Origin of the sequence: Rhizobium sp. S152, from assembly GCF_030380735.1 — a bacterium.
Lineage (GTDB): Bacteria > Pseudomonadota > Alphaproteobacteria > Rhizobiales > Rhizobiaceae > Rhizobium.
On the sequence record NZ_JAUDRZ010000011.1, the window covers coordinates 69,645 to 86,763 of the forward strand.

The 17,119-nt window shown below is 62.8% G+C and carries 20 protein-coding genes; 8 read left to right on the plus strand and 12 right to left on the minus strand.

The window, feature by feature from the left end; genetic code table 11:
* Positions 1-3: 3 nt before the first annotated feature.
* Positions 4-780, minus strand: coding sequence for a class I SAM-dependent methyltransferase (locus tag QTL95_RS15035; RefSeq protein ID WP_289720764.1), 777 nt, complete (start codon positions 778-780; stop codon positions 4-6).
* Between the two features lie 54 nt (positions 781-834).
* On the opposite strand from QTL95_RS15035, the gene gloB reads away from it, so the two are divergent.
* Both gloB and QTL95_RS15045 read left to right on the plus strand, forming a co-directional pair.
* Positions 835-1,605 (plus strand): hydroxyacylglutathione hydrolase, encoded by a 771-nt coding sequence (gene gloB / locus QTL95_RS15040; protein ID WP_289720765.1) that lies wholly within the window; start codon positions 835-837, stop codon positions 1,603-1,605.
* 14 nt (positions 1,606-1,619) lie between these two features.
* Positions 1,620-2,042 carry a cupin domain-containing protein gene (locus QTL95_RS15045; RefSeq protein WP_289720870.1) on the plus strand — a complete coding sequence of 141 codons (423 nt, stop codon included), beginning with the start codon at positions 1,620-1,622 and terminating at the stop codon, positions 2,040-2,042.
* Between the two features lie 2 nt (positions 2,043-2,044).
* Here QTL95_RS15045 and yddG read toward each other — a convergent pair whose 3' ends face one another.
* Both yddG and QTL95_RS15055 read right to left on the minus strand, forming a co-directional pair.
* The gene (gene yddG, locus QTL95_RS15050) at positions 2,045-2,941 is read right to left on the minus strand and encodes an aromatic amino acid exporter YddG (protein WP_289720766.1); all 897 of its coding nucleotides are present in this window, start codon (positions 2,939-2,941) and stop codon (positions 2,045-2,047) included.
* A 30-nt stretch (positions 2,942-2,971) separates the two neighbouring features.
* A complete protein-coding gene (locus tag QTL95_RS15055) occupies positions 2,972-3,748 on the minus strand; it encodes a DUF3108 domain-containing protein (RefSeq protein WP_289720767.1) in 777 nt (258 codons plus the stop codon).
* A 238-nt stretch (positions 3,749-3,986) separates the two neighbouring features.
* On the opposite strand from QTL95_RS15055, the gene rpmB reads away from it, so the two are divergent.
* Both rpmB and QTL95_RS15065 read left to right on the plus strand, forming a co-directional pair.
* Positions 3,987-4,286 (plus strand): 50S ribosomal protein L28, encoded by a 300-nt coding sequence (gene rpmB, locus QTL95_RS15060; RefSeq protein WP_037182170.1) that lies wholly within the window; start codon positions 3,987-3,989, stop codon positions 4,284-4,286.
* Positions 4,287-4,401: 115 nt separating this feature from the next.
* A complete protein-coding gene (locus QTL95_RS15065) occupies positions 4,402-5,037 on the plus strand; it encodes a queuosine precursor transporter (protein WP_289720768.1) in 636 nt (211 codons plus the stop codon).
* Positions 5,038-5,057: 20 nt separating this feature from the next.
* On the opposite strand, the gene QTL95_RS15070 is transcribed toward QTL95_RS15065, so the two are convergent.
* The 5 genes from QTL95_RS15070 to QTL95_RS15090 all read right to left on the minus strand — a co-directional run bounded on the left by QTL95_RS15070 (position 5,058) and on the right by QTL95_RS15090 (position 10,696).
* A complete protein-coding gene (locus QTL95_RS15070; RefSeq protein ID WP_289720769.1) occupies positions 5,058-5,750 on the minus strand; it encodes an LssY C-terminal domain-containing protein in 693 nt (230 codons plus the stop codon).
* Positions 5,751-5,852: 102 nt separating this feature from the next.
* Entirely contained in the window at positions 5,853-6,860 is a 1,008-nt protein-coding gene (locus tag QTL95_RS15075) for an esterase-like activity of phytase family protein (protein ID WP_289720770.1), read from the minus strand.
* 6 nt (positions 6,861-6,866) lie between these two features.
* Positions 6,867-8,768: a cobaltochelatase subunit CobT gene (gene cobT / locus QTL95_RS15080; protein ID WP_289720771.1), complete on the minus strand. Its 1,902-nt coding sequence runs from the start codon at positions 8,766-8,768 to the stop codon at positions 6,867-6,869.
* A gap of 12 nt (positions 8,769-8,780) precedes the next feature.
* On the minus strand, positions 8,781-9,773 hold the full coding sequence (gene cobS / locus QTL95_RS15085) for a cobaltochelatase subunit CobS (protein WP_018901558.1): 993 nt from the start codon (positions 9,771-9,773) through the stop codon (positions 8,781-8,783).
* A 308-nt stretch (positions 9,774-10,081) separates the two neighbouring features.
* On the minus strand, positions 10,082-10,696 hold the full coding sequence (locus QTL95_RS15090; protein WP_289720772.1) for a J domain-containing protein: 615 nt from the start codon (positions 10,694-10,696) through the stop codon (positions 10,082-10,084).
* A gap of 101 nt (positions 10,697-10,797) precedes the next feature.
* On the opposite strand from QTL95_RS15090, the gene QTL95_RS15095 reads away from it, so the two are divergent.
* Positions 10,798-11,079 (plus strand): BolA family protein, encoded by a 282-nt coding sequence (locus QTL95_RS15095; RefSeq protein WP_289720773.1) that lies wholly within the window; start codon positions 10,798-10,800, stop codon positions 11,077-11,079.
* Positions 11,080-11,086: 7 nt separating this feature from the next.
* Here QTL95_RS15095 and QTL95_RS15100 read toward each other — a convergent pair whose 3' ends face one another.
* Genes QTL95_RS15100 through QTL95_RS15115 form a run of 4 tightly spaced genes read right to left on the minus strand, consistent with a single transcriptional unit; the run spans position 11,087 to position 14,648 of the window.
* Positions 11,087-11,569: a DUF2938 domain-containing protein gene (locus QTL95_RS15100; protein WP_289720774.1), complete on the minus strand. Its 483-nt coding sequence runs from the start codon at positions 11,567-11,569 to the stop codon at positions 11,087-11,089.
* A 60-nt stretch (positions 11,570-11,629) separates the two neighbouring features.
* Positions 11,630-12,940: an HlyC/CorC family transporter gene (locus QTL95_RS15105; RefSeq protein ID WP_289720775.1), complete on the minus strand. Its 1,311-nt coding sequence runs from the start codon at positions 12,938-12,940 to the stop codon at positions 11,630-11,632.
* On the minus strand, positions 12,937-14,061 hold the full coding sequence (gene aroB, locus QTL95_RS15110) for a 3-dehydroquinate synthase (protein WP_289720776.1): 1,125 nt from the start codon (positions 14,059-14,061) through the stop codon (positions 12,937-12,939). The genes QTL95_RS15105 and aroB overlap by 4 nt, the downstream gene beginning before the upstream one ends.
* On the minus strand, positions 14,061-14,648 hold the full coding sequence (locus QTL95_RS15115) for a shikimate kinase (RefSeq protein WP_289720777.1): 588 nt from the start codon (positions 14,646-14,648) through the stop codon (positions 14,061-14,063). Before QTL95_RS15115 ends, aroB begins: the two co-directional genes overlap by 1 nt.
* A 146-nt stretch (positions 14,649-14,794) precedes the next feature.
* On the opposite strand from QTL95_RS15115, the gene QTL95_RS15120 reads away from it, so the two are divergent.
* The 3 genes from QTL95_RS15120 to QTL95_RS15130 all read left to right on the plus strand — a co-directional run bounded on the left by QTL95_RS15120 (position 14,795) and on the right by QTL95_RS15130 (position 16,945).
* On the plus strand, positions 14,795-14,971 hold the full coding sequence (locus tag QTL95_RS15120; RefSeq protein ID WP_037182135.1) for a hypothetical protein: 177 nt from the start codon (positions 14,795-14,797) through the stop codon (positions 14,969-14,971).
* A 4-nt stretch (positions 14,972-14,975) separates the two neighbouring features.
* Positions 14,976-15,929 (plus strand): site-specific tyrosine recombinase XerD, encoded by a 954-nt coding sequence (locus QTL95_RS15125; RefSeq protein ID WP_289720778.1) that lies wholly within the window; start codon positions 14,976-14,978, stop codon positions 15,927-15,929.
* A 62-nt stretch (positions 15,930-15,991) separates the two neighbouring features.
* Positions 15,992-16,945, plus strand: a complete 954-nt coding sequence (locus QTL95_RS15130; RefSeq protein WP_037182127.1) for an acetyl-CoA carboxylase carboxyltransferase subunit alpha — start codon at positions 15,992-15,994, stop codon at positions 16,943-16,945.
* The last annotated feature ends 174 nt before the right edge of the window (positions 16,946-17,119 follow it).

Consider the following 17,119-nt stretch of genomic DNA (forward strand, 5'->3'; position numbering starts at 1 on the left):
GCTTTACCGGCTGCGCGTCGTCGGCACGCCGTGCGGCGCGAGGACGGGCACGAAGACGCGGCGCGAGGCGCGGGCGGCGACGGGAAGGCCCTGATAAAGCCGCTTCTGCGCCTCGACGATGATGGCGCCGGAAAAGGCCGGCCACATGGTCCGTCCGACTCGCTCGAAGGCGCTGCGCAGCCGCATCACCGTGCCCAGCTTCGATGGCGGAAACAGCAGCGCCTCGGCGGTTGCTCCGGGCGTGAAGTTGGTTTCGCGCAGCAGATGAGTCAGCTGCCCGCGCGAATAGGGCCGCCCGGAGCCGAAGGGCGTGTGCTCCATGCGTGCCCAGACGCCGCGGCGGTTGGGCACGACGATGACGAGCCGCCCGCCCGGCGCCAGCACCCGCCAGATCTCCTTCAGCGTCTCGCGCGGATTTTCGGCGAATTCGAGCGAATGCACCATGAGGATACGGTCGATCGACGAGTCCGGCAGCGGCAGTTCCTCGTCGAAGATCAGCGCGGTGGAGGACAGCGACCCCATCGGCCAGTTCACCGCCCCCTGCCCCGCCGGCATGAAGGCGAAGGTGCGCTCCGTATCCGCCTGGAAACGATCGAGAAACGGCACGGCATAGCCGATGCCGACCAGCCGCTCCTGCGGCAGCCGCACCCAGAGCGACGACAAGGCCATGCTGATCGACTGCTCGGCGATACGGCCGAGATCGGAATGATAGAACTGACGTAGGTCGACAATATCGGCGTGCATTGCGACAAATGTTATCGATAGCCGGTTGGACTTCAAGGGGCGACCCTCTACATTCCCGGTATGCCCGAGATAATGAGGTCGCCTTAAATTATGAAACCATTGAATCTGGAAGTTTTTCTCTGCCGAACCGATAATTTCGGCGTACTGGTCCATGATCCCGAGACCGGCAACACGGCGTCGATCGATGCCCCGGATGCCGATGCGGTGAAGGCGGCTGCCGATCGCCGTGGCTGGAAGATTTCCCATATCCTGACCACCCATCACCATACCGACCATGTCGAGGGCAATCTTGCGCTGAAGGAGCACTACGGCTGCGAGATCATCGGCCCGATCAACGAGGCGGTGGCGATTCCCGGCCTCGACCGGACCATGGCCGACGGCGACACCTTCCTGTTCGGCGACCACACCGTCAGCGTCATCGAGACCCCCGGCCACACCGCCGGCCACATCTGCTACCACTTCGTCGACGACAAGCTGCTGTTTGCCGCCGATACGCTGTTCGCGCTCGGCTGTGGCCGCCTGTTCGAGCGCCCGCCCGCCGATATGTGGCATTCGCTGCAGAAGCTTGCCGTGCTGCCGGATGAAACAGCGATCTATTTCGGCCACGAATACACGCTCACCAACGCCAGCTTCGCAGTGACGATCGATCCCGACAACGAGCGCCTGAGGAGCCGCGCCGCCGAGATCGAGGCGTTGCGCGCCGAAGGCAAGTTCACCATCCCGACGACGCTTGCGCTCGAGAAGGAAACCAACCCCTTCCTGCGCGCCGCCGATCCGGCCATTCGCCGCAACCTTTTGATGGAAAGCAAGACCAACGAGGAGGTCTTCGCCGAAATCCGCAGGCGCAAAGACAATTTCTGATGCCGGCTAAAGAGATGACGGCGGACGACATCATCCGCGAACTCGCCATGCAGCCGCACCCCGAGGGCGGCTGGTACATCCAGACCTTTCGCGACAGCGACACCGATGCGCGCGGCCACTCGACCGCGATCTACTATCTGCTGAAATCAGGGCAGCGCTCGCACTGGCATCGCGTCCATGACGCAGCCGAGGTCTGGCACTATTACGCCGGCGCGCCGCTGGCGCTGCATCGAGCCGCCGATGGCGGCAAAAGCGAAACGCTGACGCTCGGCCCGGATATCCTGGGCGGCGAGCGCCCGCAGGCGGTCATTCCCGCCAACTGGTGGCAATCGGCCGAAACGCTGGGCGACTATACGCTGGTCGGCTGCACGGTTGCGCCCGGCTTCGAGTTCTCAAGCTTCGAGATGGCACCGAAGGACTGGGCTCCGGCGTCCTGAGATCATTCCGCGGCGGCAGCTTCCCGCGCCGGCGCGGACTTCTTCCGGAACATATCCTGCGCGGCCAACACCGCGCCACCCGTGACCAGAACGCAGGCGATGGCGATGCGCGGCGTCGCCTCTGCGAAGCCGAACAGCGTAAGGATCAGCGTCGACAGCAGCGGCGCGGCATAGCTGGCGGCACCGAGGATCTGGATATTGCCGTTCTTGACGCCGTAGTCCCAGGCATAGAAGGCGGCACCCACGGGAAACAGCCCGAGGCCGACGACGGCGACCCATTCCACCACGCCCTGCGGCCACACCGTCGTCTCGAGCGCCAGATGGCAGACGAGCGACAGAATGGAGGTTGCTAGGCAAAAGCCGGTGACGACATCGGTCGACACCGCATCGAAGCGCCGCGTCAACAGCGAGTAGCCAGACCATGTGAAGGCGCAGAGGAAAGCGGCGCCATAGCCGAGCGCATAGGCACCATCGAAATTGACGCCGTTGCGTCCGACGATCAGAAACGTCCCGCAAAGCCCCGCCAGCGCGCCGACAAGGTGATACCAGCGCAGCTTCTCGCCCGGCAGCAGCGCCGAGCCGACGACAATCAGCAACGGCCAGAGATAGGCGATCAGCCCGGCCTCGACCGCCGGCGCGTTTCTAAGCGCCGTGAAGTAGAGAAAATGGTAGCCGAACAATCCGGCGATGCCGACAATCCAGACGCTGGCCGGCTGCTTCAACAGCGCCAGCCGCGAGGGCTTGAGAACAAGCACGAGAATGCCGGGCAGGCTGGCGATGGCAAAGCAGATGGCCGACAGCTGGAACGGCGGCATCTTGCCCGAGGCGGCGGTCAACAGCGCCAGGAACGACCACATCAGGATGGCCGAAAAGCCGATCAACGTTGCCCGCAGCTTCACATGTCCCCCTTCGCGGAGGCATGCGCTCCGTCAGCTTGCGCCGTACTTGACGGCGGTAATCGTCACCGGCCCGTATTGCGTGGGAATACGGACGTAGACAGGAGCATATACATTCGCCGCATCCGCCTTGGCAAACCAGATTTCCATGCGGTTGCTCTTGCTGAGATAGACGATGTCGCTGCGGCCCTTCTTGTAGCCGGATTTCGGCACGAAGCGGACGTTGCAGACGAGCGCCTTGCCGTTGAAGCCATTCGTCGAGAACTCCTGCGAGCCCTTACCCGACAGCACCAGATCCATGCGCATCTCGCCGTCGAAGATTGGCAGGCGCTGCCTGCAGGGATCGGCATCCGCGGGGAAGATCATCCCCGAGATCGGGTCGAGCACCGAACGCAGATCGCCGGCCGGCACGTCCACCCAGTTCTTCGGCAACCGTCGCGGCGGCTTCACCGTCGTCGACGTGATGTTGCCGTTGCTGTAGCGGACGTCATAGGTCCGCGCCCGCTTGCCGCTCTTGTAATAGAGGAAATAGCGCGTCGCCTGCAGCCGGTCGCCGCGCACGATGCCGTCGACGCTGGTCTTGGCCGAGATATCGGTCACGAGATCGGCAAGCCCGGCCGAGCTGATATCGCCGGAAACGCGGTAGCTCTTGTCGTCCTCGATCCGCGTCAGAAAGGCGGCGCGGGCAATCGTGATGATCCCGAGCGATACCTTGTACTCGGTGCGGTGCGTGACCTCGCTCGCCGTCGCCGGTAGGGCCATCAGCGCGGCAAGGGTCGAGATGAAGATTCGTTTGCTCCTATGAGCCATGAAATCCGCCTTGTTGGTCGCGCTGGTAAAGCGGCGAAGTAAGGTCTATACGCCTGTTGTCGCGTCAAGAAAACACGAGCTTTTTGACGGAATTGCGGGAAACGCCAAGGTTTGGCTTGACGCGCGCGGCCTGTCTGATTATAGAACCGCAACTTTCCAATCATGGCCTGATGGATTGCAAGCTCGACTTTGCGCGGGTCGGCAATCAATGGCCGAGAAAAACAAGAATAGGTGTTCCATGTCCCGCATGTGCGAATTGACCGGCAAGGCAGTCCTCGTTGGCAACAATGTCAGCCATGCCAACAACAAGACCAAGCGCCGGTTCCTCCCGAACCTGTGCCAGGTTACGCTGATCTCCGACGCCCTCGGCCAGCGTTACCGTCTTCGCGTTTCGGCTGCTGCTCTCCGTTCCGTTGAGCATCGTGGCGGCCTCGATGCCTTCCTCATCAAGGCAAGCGAAAACGACCTGTCGATGCGCGCTCGTCTGCTGCGCCGCCAGATCGTCAAGAAGACCGCTGAAGCTGCAGTCGCTGCATAATCAGCGCTGATCTTTAGCTGTACGGCTTCAAAAGGCTTGCACGGATAATATCCGTTCAGGCCTTTTGCTTTGCTGTGTGTTCCCTCCAACTGGTGGCATACCCCAGGATAAAAAAATGCTTCAGAGCCGCTATACCCTTATCTACGTTGCCCTGATGACGCTGGTCGTCGTCTCGTCCAACTTCCTCGTTCAGTTCCCATTGAACGTCACCGTCGCTGGCGTCAATCTGGCCGATCTCCTGACCTGGGGTGCCTTCACCTATCCGGTCGCCTTCCTGATCACCGATCTCACCAACCGCCAGTTCGGGCCGCAAGCGGCGCGCAAGGTGGTGTTCGCTGGCTTCCTCGTCGGCGTGGCACTTTCCTTCTTCACGTCGGTTCCGCGCATCGCGATCGCCTCCGGCACGGCCTATCTCGCCGGCCAGCTGCTCGATATCGCGCTGTTCAACCGCCTGCGCCGCCAGGCCTGGTGGCGTGCGCCGCTGGTGGGTTCGTTGCTCGGCTCGATGCTGGACACGGTGATTTTCTTCTCGCTGTCCTTCGCCGCCTTCTTCGTCTTCCTCGGCCCGAACGATCCGTTCGCGCTGGCAGCCTCGCCCGTTCTCGGCGTCCTTGCCGCCGAAGCACCGCGCTGGATCTCCTGGGCGATCGGCGATTTCTGGGTGAAGCTTTTTGTCGGCCTCGTCATGCTGTTGCCTTACGGCGCGCTGATGAGCGTCCTGCGCCCCATGCAGGCTGCCCGCGCCAGCTAAATCCATGGCAACGGCATCCCTCACGGGGTGCCGTTCTTCTCCCGGATGATCCCGACCAGCGCCTTGCCGTCGGTGAAATAGGGATCGCCGCCGCCGTTCCGTCCGGTCTTGGTGGCGCCTACGCCGGCGATCTCATATGTCGACGACAACTGACCCGCTTTCATCAGGTCACCGATCGTCAGGTTCCGCTCCGCATCGACATCCGGCCCGATATGATGGGTGATCTGCCCGGTATCGTGGCTGAAGCCCACCCCGCGATCGAAGCTCGCCGAGCCCAGCCAGATCGGCCGGCCATCCTCCGCCACCTCCTTTGTCATCCAGAAGCGGACATGATTGCGCTCATCGGCGCTCTTGCCGACCGCGAGCTCGAAGGCCAGATCCTGCTTACGTCCCTCGAACTTGAGCGGACTCACCGGCGCATCGAGATCGGGACGGTCGAGCACGACGCTGAGGCCGATTTCCGCCGACGTCCTGAGCGTGATCTTGTCGGCCGGGTCCCAGCCGGCGGCGGAAAAGGCGCGGATGACCTCTTCCTTCGTCCCAACCAACCCGACATTGATCGGATCGCCGGGAATATCCTGATCCGTCGTCGTCACCATCGGCCCGAATTCCGCGATGCGGCCTTCGTCGCGCAGGATCCACATCTCGGGCACCAGGAAGTAGGCAAGCAGCAGATAGGCCGACATCAGCACGAGAAGCCCGCTGGCAGCCATGCGCGTTCTGGTTCGTCGTCGCGTTTCACTTTGGCTCGTCATCCCCACTCCCCCGGTCCGCAGTCTACAACAAGACGCCGGGACGGGCGAGATATGAGCCACCTACTCGACCAGCTTGAATTCCAGCATGAGATTACGCTGCAGGATCGAATGATTGTCGTCGGATACGATGATCACATGTGTGCTGCCATCAGCCGCCCTGAAGACATCCAGGCCTTCCATATTGTCGATCTGGTAGCCGAAGTCGCTCTGCAGCAGGATCTCGCCATCCATGACCGCGCCCGGCCTGATGTCGGCCGATCTGATCCGGCGGATCCGCATGCCGATCCCCTCGGCGAGGTTGAAGCGGCGCTCGAGAAGCAGAAGATCGCCATCGGGCAGGAAGGCGCCGTCCGTGGCGTCGAAGTCGCCATAGTGGGCCAGCGCCAGCTTCCCCTTAAGGGGCCCGTCGAGAATGGCCGCATAGGCATTGCCCGCGTCGTCGAGGCTGCGTTCCGCGACGATCAGCGTGCCGCCCTTGAGCGGGCTGTCTTCGGGCGAAACCGCCACGGTCTCGAAACCGCGGTTCGAGCGAAGTTCCTTGCGTGGAAACGGAATGGGATAATTGCCGGTTACGGCGGAGGCCGCAAAGCCGGGATCGGGATAGACGTCGACCCTGTGGTTCTGCTCGAAGGACACCAGCACCCGGTCGCCATGCAGCGCCAGCCCCTCGGCATCCATCCGCCCCTTGCCCTCGAAGCTCCGGCCCTCGGCGTTTTTCATCGAGGTGATGACGACATCGGCCAGCCCCGAAAGACGTCCCGCGTCATCGCGCTCGATGCGCCCGGTCATCCAGTGTCCGGTATCCAGCACGCCGACGAAACTCGTCTGGTCCGAACGAAAACGGATAGACGACAGCGAACCGAACAGCCGGTTGCCCGAAGTCATTTCCAGCCCGCCGAGAAATTCGAACGGCCCGAACCTTGTCTGGTCCGAGCCGATCTTGAAGCGTGAGATCGGATTGCTTTTGACCGCGGCGCCATCCTCGGCGGCAATCACTGATGACGCCGCGAGCCCGAGCGTCAGAAGCGCACCGGCAAACCAGGACCGCGCGAGCCCGACAGCCTTCATATGGCGTCAGCCTGCACGGCGGGCGCGTCCGCCGCGCGGTTGCGCCGCCTGGTCCTCGAAGAGCGAGGCCAGCTGTTCGGTCATGGCGCCCGCCAGTTCATCCGCATCGACGATGGTGACGGCGCGGCGATAGTAGCGCGTGACGTCATGGCCGATGCCGATGGCGAGCAGTTCGACCGGAGAGCGGGTCTCGATGCGCTCGATGACCGCGCGCAGATGGCGCTCCAGATAGTTGCCCGGATTGACCGACAGCGTCGAATCGTCGACAGGCGCGCCGTCGGAAATCATCATCAGGATTTTGCGCTGCTCGCGCCGCGCGATCAGGCGGTTATGCGCCCACATCAGCGCTTCGCCGTCGATGTTTTCCTTGAGCAGGCCTTCGCGCATCATCAGGCCGAGATTGGTGCGCGAGCGGCGCCATGGGGCGTCGGCGGACTTGTAGATGATGTGGCGCAGGTCGTTGAGGCGGCCCGGCGTCTGTGGCTTGCCATTGGCAAGCCACTGTTCGCGCGCCTGCCCGCCCTTCCAGGCCTTGGTGGTGAAGCCCAAGATCTCGACCTTGACGCCGCAGCGCTCCAGCGTGCGGGCGAGAATGTCGGCGCAGGTGGCGGCAACGGTGATCGGCCGGCCGCGCATGGAGCCGGAATTGTCGATCAAAAGCGTCACGACCGTGTCGCGAAACTGCGTGTCGCGTTCCTTCTTGAAGGAGAGCGCCTGGGTGGGGTCGATGATCAGGCGCGTCAGGCGGGCAGGATCGAGATAGCCCTCTTCCAGGTCGAAGTCCCAGGAGCGGTTCTGTTGCGCCATCAGGCGGCGCTGCAGGCGGTTGGCGAGACGTCCGACGGCCCCCTGGAGATGGGCGAGCTGCTTGTCGAGGAAGGCGCGCAGGCGCTCCAGCTCGGCGGCGTCGCACAATTCCTCGGCGGTGATCGTCTCGTCGAACTCCTCGGTGAAGACGTGGTAGTCGACCTTCTCGTTGAAATCGTCGAAGGGCGTGTTGGGACGGCGGGTTTCGCCCGGCGTCTCGCTGTCGTCCTCGCCCTCTTCCTGCATGTCGTCGTCGGAGATCTCGGCGCCTTCGGTCTCGCCGTCCTCCATCTGCTCGTCGGCGACTTCGCTGTCCTCGACGGGCGCGGCATCCGAACCGGCATCGTCTTCGACATCGTCGTCGTTCTGGTCTTCGCCGCTCGGCTTGTCTTCCTCGTCCTGCTGGTCGTCGGAATCAGGATCGCTGTCGTCGTCACCATACTCCTCGGCCATTTCCATGGCTGTGAGCATGTTGCGGATGACCTTGGAGAAGGCCTGCTGGTCGTTGATGACGCCGGTCAGGTTCTCGAGATCCTTGCCGGCCTTGTCCTCGATGAAGGAGCGCCAGAGATCGAGCACCTTGCCGGCGGATTCCGGCGGCTTCTCGCCCGTAAGCTTCTCGCGCACCATCATGGCGACGGCTTCGCCGACGGGCGCGTCTTCCTGGCGTTCGATGCCGGAGAAATTGGCCTTGGCGTATTTTTCCGAAGTCATCGAGCGCAGGTTCGAGGCGACGCCTTCCATGCGCAGCGCGCCGATCGATTCCACGCGCGCCTGCTCGACGGCATCGAAGATCGCGCGAGCGTCGGAGCCCTGCGGCGCCATCGTCGAATGCACCTTCTCGTCATGGCAGGCGAGACGCAGCGCCATCGAATCGCCGAGACCGCGGGTGACCGCAAGCTCATGCATCGTCGGGCGCTTGGAGAGTTCCGGCAGGCGGATGCGCTCGGCGGTCATGCCCGGCCGCTCGTTGGCGAAAGTCACCTCGACCTCGCCGTCGCCGGCGATGGCGCGGACGCTGCCGGTTATCGCCCGACGCAGCGGCTCCACGTCGACGGGCGAACCGGGCTTTGCTTTCGAATTGTCACCACGCGCTGCCATGATCCGTTAGCCTCAGGCCTCCAGGACGATGTTGGCGGCGCTTTCCTTCAGCTCGACGCCGAAGGCGCGCTGATAGTGCTCTGCAACCAGTGGACGCTCCAGCTCGTCGCACTTGTTGAGGAAGGTGACGCGGAAGGCGAAGGCGAGATCACCGAAGATCTCGGCGTTCTCGGCCCAGGTGATGACGGTACGCGGGCTCATGACGGTCGAGAGGTCGCCGTTCATGAACGAGGCGCGGGTGAGATCGGCGACGCGGACCATCTTGGAGACGGTGTCGCGGCCGTTCTTGTCCTTGCCGAAGCTCTTCACCTTGGCGGCGACGATATTCACTTCGTGCTCGTGCGGCAGGTAGTTCAGCGTCGAGATGATCGACCAGCGGTCCATCTGCGCCTGGTTGATCTGCTGGGTACCGTGATAGAGGCCCGTCGTGTCGCCGAGGCCGATCGTGTTGGCGGTGGCAAACAGGCGGAAAGCCGGGTGCGGGCGGATGACGCGGCTCTGGTCGAGCAGCGTCAGGCGGCCGGAGGATTCCAGCACGCGCTGGATGACGAACATCACGTCAGGGCGGCCGGCGTCATATTCGTCGAAGACGAGCGCGACATTGTGTTGGTAGGCCCAGGGCAGAATGCCGTCCTTGAATTCGGTGACCTGCAGGCCGTCCTTGACGACGATGGCGTCCTTGCCGACGAGGTCGATACGGCTGACATGGCTGTCGAGGTTGATACGCACGCAGGGCCAGTTGAGGCGCGCGGCGACCTGCTCGATGTGCGAGGACTTGCCGGTACCGTGGTAGCCGGAGATCATCACGCGTCGGTTATGAGCGAAGCCGGCGATGATGGCGAGCGTGGTTTCGCGATCGAAGAGATAGTCGGGATCGAGATCCGGAACATAGGCGCTGCCCTGGCTATAGGCCGGAACGCGGATGTCGGAATCGATGCCGAAGACCTCCCTGACGGAAACGGTGGTGTCCGGAAGTTCCGAGATATCAAGGTCAATCTTGCTCATCATGTCTCCAAGGCGGGTGGCCGACACCCTGCCATACTGTCTCAGCTCGTTTCGCGATCATGGCGTCGCGGTACCCCACGCGCTCATGTCTGAACGTCGGCGATGCTTCTCCGGGACTGAAACGAAACCTCGGACACGACATGATGATCGCCTGCGAGCATTCTTGAACATAGTCCCGGACAAGAAACGCCGCGTCCGGAAGTGGCCGAGGCGCCTGTGGGACAAACGCAGAAACAGGTGCCGCGGTTGCCTGCGGCCTCAGCCGATTTGGACCATACCCGATTGAAGACCAAGAGCAAGGACGGGAATTAACAAAAACCGTTCTGCTTCAACAATTGATAGGCCTGGATCACCGCGCGGAAACGCTCCTCGGATCCGCGGTCGCCGCCATTGGCGTCGGGATGGTGCTTCTTCACCAGTTCCTTGTAGCGGCTCTTGATCTCCGACGAGGTGGCGTTGGCCGCCAGATTCATGGTGTCGAAGGCCTTGGCCTCCAAGCTCTTCAACTTGCGCTGCTCGGGAAAGCGCGGACCGCTGCTCTTGTTTTCCTTGACGAAGCCGAAGGGATCGCGAACACGCGTATAGGCGCCGGAGCGCACCTCGGAATGGATCGGGCTATCCTTGGCCGACTTGTTGACCCCAACGGTCCAGGTCGGGCGATGACCGGTGATCGCTTCCTTCTGGTAGCGTGCGATCTCGCTATCCGAGAGGCCGGAGAAGTAGTTGTAGCCCTTGTTGTATTCTTTGACGTGCTCGAAGCAGAACAGAAAGAACTGCCCCTCGGCATTGCGCCCGACGGGAGCACGATGCACGCCTTTCTTGTCGCACCCGTCCCACTGACAGGTCGGGGGAGCCTGTTCGGGTTCCTGCTCGCGTTTGCGGCGGGTGCGGATGCGGTCGAAGTATTTGGAATCGAGTCTCATGACGGCGCTAATTATGGTGTCCAGATCGGATCAGGACAAGAATTGACAAATGGGAATGTTGCTGGCTTGGTGGGAACCTTTTTCGCAAAGCAGCAAGAGCCATGACCCTGCAGTCCGATATCGAAGAAAAGCTCGTCGCGGCGTTCGCGCCCGAACGCCTGTTCGTCATCAACGAGAGCCATCTCCACGCCGGCCACCACCCCGACATCACGGGCGCCGGCGAAACCCACATGCGGGTGCGCATCGTCTCCGAACGGTTTACCGGTATGACGCGCCTTGCCCGCCACCGAGCGATCACCGAACTCCTCAGGCCGGAACTCGACGCCGGCCTGCATGCGCTCGCCGTCGAGCCCGCGGCTCCCGGCGAGGCCGTTCGCTGGTAAGCCAGGTTTAACGGATCAGCAGAGCCGTCGCGTAGAGGCCGAAGCCGAACACCGTATGCGCCACGAGGCCGAGGAACCGCACCTTGTTCGGGTTCGGCGTCTTCGATGCCGCCCAGCCGATGCCGAGGCCGGGCTGCAGCAGGAACCAGCCGGCGGCGATCGTCACGATCCCCCAGATCCATGCCGGCAGGAAGGTCGGGGCGACCAGCCAGTAAGGGCCGGTGAGGATCACCAGCATGATGCCATAGATAATACCGACGGCGTAGTGGAAGACCCAGCCGAGCGCGACTTCGTGCCTGTAAGGCTCGGCCTTGCCGATATCGTCGTGAAAGACCGTGCCCTTGGCGAAGAGATGCCAGAGCCAGCGACCGGGCGGTCCCCAGTTGGGCAGGCCGGTGCCGGTCAGCTTGCCGAGGATGACGGCCCAGATATCCATGAGGATGGTGGCGCCGATGCCGATGGCGATCGAGCGCCAGAGAATATCAAACATATCAAATCCATAGTGATGCTGCTCGCCGGGCTCCTCCCGCAGCGCGCAATGGGTGGGAAATCAGGTCCGGTTAGCCTCGTTCTCCAGAGCCGGACGGATGCGTAGTCTGGTAATACGGTTCTTCTCGCGCTTCATGACGGTGAAGCGCTTGCCATAGAAGGTGAAGGCCTGCCTTTCCTCGGGAATGGTCATGGATTCGTGGATGACGAGACCGGCGATCGTCGTCGCCTCCTCGTCCGGCAACTGCCAGTCGAGCGCGCGGTTGAGGTCTCGGATAGGCACGTTGCCGTCGACGACGATCGACCCGTCCGCCTCCTGGCGCACGCCCTGCATGTCGATATCGTGCTCGTCTGCGATATCGCCGACGATCTCCTCGAGGATGTCCTCGAGCGTCACGATCCCCTGCACCTCGCCATATTCGTCGACGACGACGGCGAAGTGCTGCTTGCGGCGCAGGAAGGCGTTGAGCTGGTCTTCGAGATTTGTGCTGTCGGGCACGAACCACGGCTTCTGCGCGATCTTGGATATCTCCAGATGCTCGGGCTCGGCATCGCGTTCGGCCAGCGCCCGCAAGAGATCCTTCGAATGCACGACGCCGATAATGTTGTCCGTCGAGCCGCGCCACAGCGGCATGCGGGTGAACGGGCTGTCGAGGATGGTGCGCACCACAACCTCGGGCGGATCGTCGGCATTGATCCCGCGCATCGCCATGCGATGAACCATGATGTCGGACAGTTCGAGTTCGCTCAAGTCGAGCACGCCGCCGAGACGGTCGCGGTCGGCCTTGACCACCGAGCCCTCGCGGTGAAGCAGATCGACCGCGCCGCGCAGCTCCTCATGCGCCGTCAGCATCGAGACTTCGCGCGACAGGGTGATGCCGAACAGCGAGAGGATGCCGCGCACGATCATGTTCACGAAGGACGAAAGCGGACCGACCACCGCGACGAACAGCTTGACGCCGCCGGCCGTGTTGAGCGCGAAGCGTTCCGGCGCCGAGATCGCCCAGCTCTTCGGCAGCACTTCGGCGAAGATGACGAGGATAACAGTCATCGCCAAGGTCGCGAGCGCCACGCCCGAGGTCCCGAACAGACCAAGAAACAGGCTGGTGGCCAGCGCCGAGGATAGAATGTTTGCGAGGTTGTTGCCGATCAGGAGCGCGCCGATCAGCCGGTCGCGCCGCTCGATCAGCTGCCGCACGATGCCGGCGCGCGCCTCGCCGTTGGTTTCGAGTGTATGGATGCGGCTGCGGGAGACCGCAGTCAGCGCCGTTTCCGAACCCGAAAAGAACGCCGACATGAGAACGAGGGCCACGATGGAGACAATTTCCGGCCAGTATGCGGAAAGGAATGCCAGCGTGCCTTCGAGGGTCATTGCGGATGCTTCTCCTTGAGGAAGCTCAACACTTCCGATGACGGCACGTCGTTGGCGACGAAGGACTGACCGATGCCTCGGGTGAGAATGAAGGTGAGCTTGCCGCTCTTCACCTTCTTGTCCTGCGCGATCGCATCCATCAGCACTTCGGCCGGTGGCAGCATGCCGGGAATATCGGACATGCGCGTCGGCAGCCCGACCTCCTTCAGATGGCGCTCGACGCGACGGGCGTCGTCGGGGCTGGCAAGGTTCATGCGCGCCGAAAACTCGTGCGCCAGCACCATGCCGATCGCAACGCCCTCGCCGTGAACGAGGCGGGCGCTGTCATAGGCGGTCGCGGCTTCCAGCGCGTGGCCGAAGGTGTGGCCGAGATTGAGAAGTGCACGTTGGCCGTTCTCGTGCTCGTCGGCAACGACGACATCGGACTTCGCCTGACAGCTCGCGGCAATCGCCTCGATCCGCTCGGCACCTCCGGAGAAGACCGATTTCCAGTTGGCTTCGAGCCAGGCGAAGAAATCCGGTTTGTCGATCAGGCCGTATTTGGCGACTTCGGCATAGCCAGCGCGGAACTCGCGCTCACTCAGCGTATTCAAGACGTCGGTATCGGCCAGCACCAGATCCGGCTGGTGGAACACGCCGATCAGGTTCTTGCCGTGGCGGCTGTTGATGCCGGTCTTGCCGCCCACCGACGAATCCACCTGCGACAGGAGCGAGGTCGGCACCTGCACGAAACGGACGCCGCGCCGGACGATGCCGGCGGCAAAGCCGGTGAGGTCGCCGATGACGCCGCCGCCGAGCGCGACCACGAAATCGTTGCGCTCGATGCGCGCTTCGAGAACCTTGTCGCAGACATTTATCAGGTGCTCGAAGCTCTTGGTCTTCTCGCCAGCCGGCAGCACCAGCGTCGCCGCCGTGATGCCCGAAGCCTCAAGGCTCCTAACCAGCGAATCGAGATAGAGCGGCGCGACGTTCTCGTCGGTGATGACAGCCGCCTTGCGACCCTTCAGCCGCGACGCGATCTCCGCGCCCGCCCGCGCAATCAGCCCCGGCCCGATCAGGATGTCATAGGCACGCTCGCCGAGCGGCACGTGAACCTTGCGATCGGAGACGGTGGCATTCATCAGGCTGCACTTTCAGTTCGAGAATTGATCACGGCCTTCAAGACTTCCTCGGCCATGAGTTCCTTGCGCACATCGCGCGACAGCACGGTCAGATCCGCGAGCGCGTAGACGGGATAACGGGCGTTCATCAGGTTTTCGAGCGTCTGCTTCGGGTTTTCCGTCTTCAAAAGCGGCCGCGTGTCGCGCTTATTGACGCGCTCCCAGAGCACATCGAGATCGGCTTTCAGCCAGACGGAGAGCCCGCCCCTCTTGATATGCTTGCGGGTGCGATCGTTGATGAAGGCGCCGCCGCCGGTGGAGACCACGCGCGGCCCGCCCTTCAGCAAACGCTTCATCACCCGCCCCTCCAGCGCCCGGAACTCTTCCTCGCCATAGGCGGCGAAGAGCTCGGTGATCGACATGCGCGAGACGCGCTCGATTTCGGCGTCGCTGTCGATGAAGGGAATGCCCAGCTGCTGGGCGGCGATCCGGCCGACCGAGGACTTTCCGGCGCCCATCAGGCCGACGAGAACGAGATTGCGTGAACCGAGCGCGGCGCGAGCTTTGACTCGCAAGCTGTCGACAACGGTAAGAACTGGGTCGCTCATTGGTCCATTCACACTTTGTTTGCAAACGGTATCGACAAATGAAGGTGTAGCGTCAAGTCGCGGGCAAGGGAAACATGCTTCAAAAGGCCCTTCTTGCACTTGCAAACGCGCTTCTTCATAAAGAGGCAAAGCCATGGAGTTGCTGAATGCCGAGCCTGTTCCGTTTTCTTGCCGTGCTGGCGGTCATCGCCGGAGCGATTTACGGAACGATGTGGGCGCTGGTGACCTTCGTGGAGCCAGAGCCGCGCGATGTGACGATCCGCATTCCCTCCGAACGCGTCAATCCGCCGCCGACGGGCGCGATCAATCCTGCCAAGAAGTGAGCGAATGAAGGATCTCGGCCGGGTTCACGTCGAAGCCTTCCTGGAGATGATGAGTGCCGAGCGCGGCGCCGCGTCTAACACGCTCGTCTCCTACGAGCACGATCTCGACGACTTGCACTCCTTCCTGAACGGCCGCTCCGTGCGCCTCACCGAGGCCTCCTCCGCCGATCTTGCAGCCTACCTCTCGTCGCTCGGCGCGCAAGGGTTCAAACCCTCCTCGCAGGCCCGCCGGCTGGCCTCGATGCGACAGTTCTACAAGTTTCTCTACGCCGAGGGCCTGCGCACCGATGACCCGACCGGGATCCTCGACGCGCCGAAGAAAGGCAGGCCGTTGCCCAAGACAATGGGCTTGGACGAGGTCGGCCGGCTGCTGGAGCAAGCCGAAAGCGAGGCCCACGATCCGGCGCCCGGCCAGTTGCAGCGCCTGCGCATGCTGGTGCTGCTTGAACTTCTCTATGCCACCGGCATGCGCGTCAGCGAACTCGTCTCGCTTCCCGCCCGCGTGCTCGGCCAGGACGGCCGCTTCCTGATGATCCGCGGCAAGGGAAACAAGGAGCGCCTCGTTCCGCTCTCCCAATCGGCGATCGCAGCGCTCAAATATTACGGTCCGATGCTCGCCGCCGAGACCGCCGCCTCCGCCCATCCACAGGAAAGCCCATGGCTTTTCCCGGCCAATTCGAAAGAAGGTTACCTGCCCCGGCAGGTTTTTGCCCGCGACTTGAAAAATCTTGCGATCCGGGCAGGTCTTACCCCATCTATGATCTCGCCGCACGTGATGCGGCACGCCTTTGCGAGCCATCTGCTTGCCAACGGCGCCGACCTTCGCGTGGTCCAGGAACTGCTCGGACACTCCGACATTTCGACCACGCAAATATACACGCATGTCCTTGAGGAAAGGCTTCAGCAACTGGTCCAAACGCATCACCCCCTTGCCAAACAGGCGAAAAAGCAGGAATAGGACCGGCAACAGAGGGCCTGCTGATGAAAAGCAGCCCGGCACAAGGAACGGAAACGCACCTCATGCACAACTATCTCGACTTCGAAAAGCCGATCTCCGACCTCGAAGGCAAGATCATCGAACTGAAGAAGATTGCCTCGGAAGACGAGAGCATCGACACGTCCGATGAAATCGGCAGGCTCGAAGTTCGCGTCCGCGAAGCGACGATCGACATCTATTCGAAGCTCAACGCCTGGCAGAAGACCCAGGTCGCGCGTCATCCGCAGCGGCCGCACTTCGTCGATTACGCCAGGACGCTGTTCCAGGAATTCACGCCGCTCGCCGGCGACCGCAAGTTTTCCGAGGATGCCGCGATCCAGGCGGGCCTTGCACGTTTCCGTGGCCAGCCTGTCGCGGTTCTCGGCCAGGAAAAGGGTAACGACACCAAGAGCCGCCTGAAGCACAATTTCGGTAGCGCCCGTCCGGAAGGCTACCGCAAGGCGATCCGCGTGCTGGAGATGGCTGACCGCTTCGGCCTGCCCGTCATCACGCTGGTCGACACGGCAGGCGCCTACCCAGGCGTCGGCGCCGAAGAGCGCGGCCAGGCGGAAGCCATCGCCCGTTCGACGGAAATGTGCCTCGGCGTCAAGGTTCCGATCATCTCCGTCGTCATCGGTGAAGGCGGCTCCGGCGGCGCCATCGCGATCGCGACCGGCAACCGCGTCTACATGCTTGAGCATTCGATCTACAGCGTGATCTCGCCCGAGGGCGCGGCATCGATCCTGTGGCGCGATTCGGCCCGTGCCAAGGAAGCCGCGACCAACATGAAGATCACCGCCGACGACCTGAAGTCGCTCGGCATCATCGACGGCATCATCGGCGAGCCGCTGGGCGGTGCGCACCGCGATCCCGACACCGTCATCGCCGCCACCGGCGACGTGATCGCCAACGCGCTCGGCGAACTTTCCGGCCGCACCGGCGAACAGCTGCGCAACGATCGCCGCCAGAAATTTCTCAATATGGGCCGCAATCTCTGAGCCAGGAGAGGCGGCCTGCCGACAATTGCGGCCAAACCTTGGCCACAATAATGTTATCAATAGCTTTTGCACTTGCGGGGGCAATGGGCGGACGGCATAGGTTCGTAAGGTTTTCTAAACCATCATGGGCCAATGATTCGTCTGGAACCCGAAGCCGCAGGCGATTGGGTCGCA

What these genes read in the sequence shown, in the direction of transcription:
- QTL95_RS15130 (WP_037182127.1), top strand. Translation starts at nt 15,992, where the DNA reads ATGCACAACTATCTCGACTTCGAAAAGCCGATCTCCGACCTCGAAGGC.
- QTL95_RS15105 (WP_289720775.1), bottom strand. Translation starts at nt 12,940, where the DNA reads ATGACCCTCGAAGGCACGCTGGCATTCCTTTCCGCATACTGGCCGGAA.
- QTL95_RS15115 (WP_289720777.1), bottom strand. Translation starts at nt 14,648, where the DNA reads ATGAGCGACCCAGTTCTTACCGTTGTCGACAGCTTGCGAGTCAAAGCT.
- QTL95_RS15045 (WP_289720870.1), top strand. Translation starts at nt 1,620, where the DNA reads ATGACGGCGGACGACATCATCCGCGAACTCGCCATGCAGCCGCACCCC.
- QTL95_RS15070 (WP_289720769.1), bottom strand. Translation starts at nt 5,750, where the DNA reads ATGGCTGCCAGCGGGCTTCTCGTGCTGATGTCGGCCTATCTGCTGCTT.
- cobT (WP_289720771.1), bottom strand. Translation starts at nt 8,768, where the DNA reads ATGGCAGCGCGTGGTGACAATTCGAAAGCAAAGCCCGGTTCGCCCGTC.
- QTL95_RS15090 (WP_289720772.1), bottom strand. Translation starts at nt 10,696, where the DNA reads ATGAGACTCGATTCCAAATACTTCGACCGCATCCGCACCCGCCGCAAA.
- aroB (WP_289720776.1), bottom strand. Translation starts at nt 14,061, where the DNA reads ATGAATGCCACCGTCTCCGATCGCAAGGTTCACGTGCCGCTCGGCGAG.
- cobS (WP_018901558.1), bottom strand. Translation starts at nt 9,773, where the DNA reads ATGAGCAAGATTGACCTTGATATCTCGGAACTTCCGGACACCACCGTT.
- QTL95_RS15075 (WP_289720770.1), bottom strand. Translation starts at nt 6,860, where the DNA reads ATGAAGGCTGTCGGGCTCGCGCGGTCCTGGTTTGCCGGTGCGCTTCTG.
- QTL95_RS15065 (WP_289720768.1), top strand. Translation starts at nt 4,402, where the DNA reads ATGCTTCAGAGCCGCTATACCCTTATCTACGTTGCCCTGATGACGCTG.
- gloB (WP_289720765.1), top strand. Translation starts at nt 835, where the DNA reads ATGAAACCATTGAATCTGGAAGTTTTTCTCTGCCGAACCGATAATTTC.
- rpmB (WP_037182170.1), top strand. Translation starts at nt 3,987, where the DNA reads ATGTCCCGCATGTGCGAATTGACCGGCAAGGCAGTCCTCGTTGGCAAC.
- QTL95_RS15125 (WP_289720778.1), top strand. Translation starts at nt 14,976, where the DNA reads ATGAAGGATCTCGGCCGGGTTCACGTCGAAGCCTTCCTGGAGATGATG.
- QTL95_RS15055 (WP_289720767.1), bottom strand. Translation starts at nt 3,748, where the DNA reads ATGGCTCATAGGAGCAAACGAATCTTCATCTCGACCCTTGCCGCGCTG.
- QTL95_RS15120 (WP_037182135.1), top strand. Translation starts at nt 14,795, where the DNA reads ATGCCGAGCCTGTTCCGTTTTCTTGCCGTGCTGGCGGTCATCGCCGGA.
- QTL95_RS15095 (WP_289720773.1), top strand. Translation starts at nt 10,798, where the DNA reads ATGACCCTGCAGTCCGATATCGAAGAAAAGCTCGTCGCGGCGTTCGCG.
- QTL95_RS15100 (WP_289720774.1), bottom strand. Translation starts at nt 11,569, where the DNA reads ATGTTTGATATTCTCTGGCGCTCGATCGCCATCGGCATCGGCGCCACC.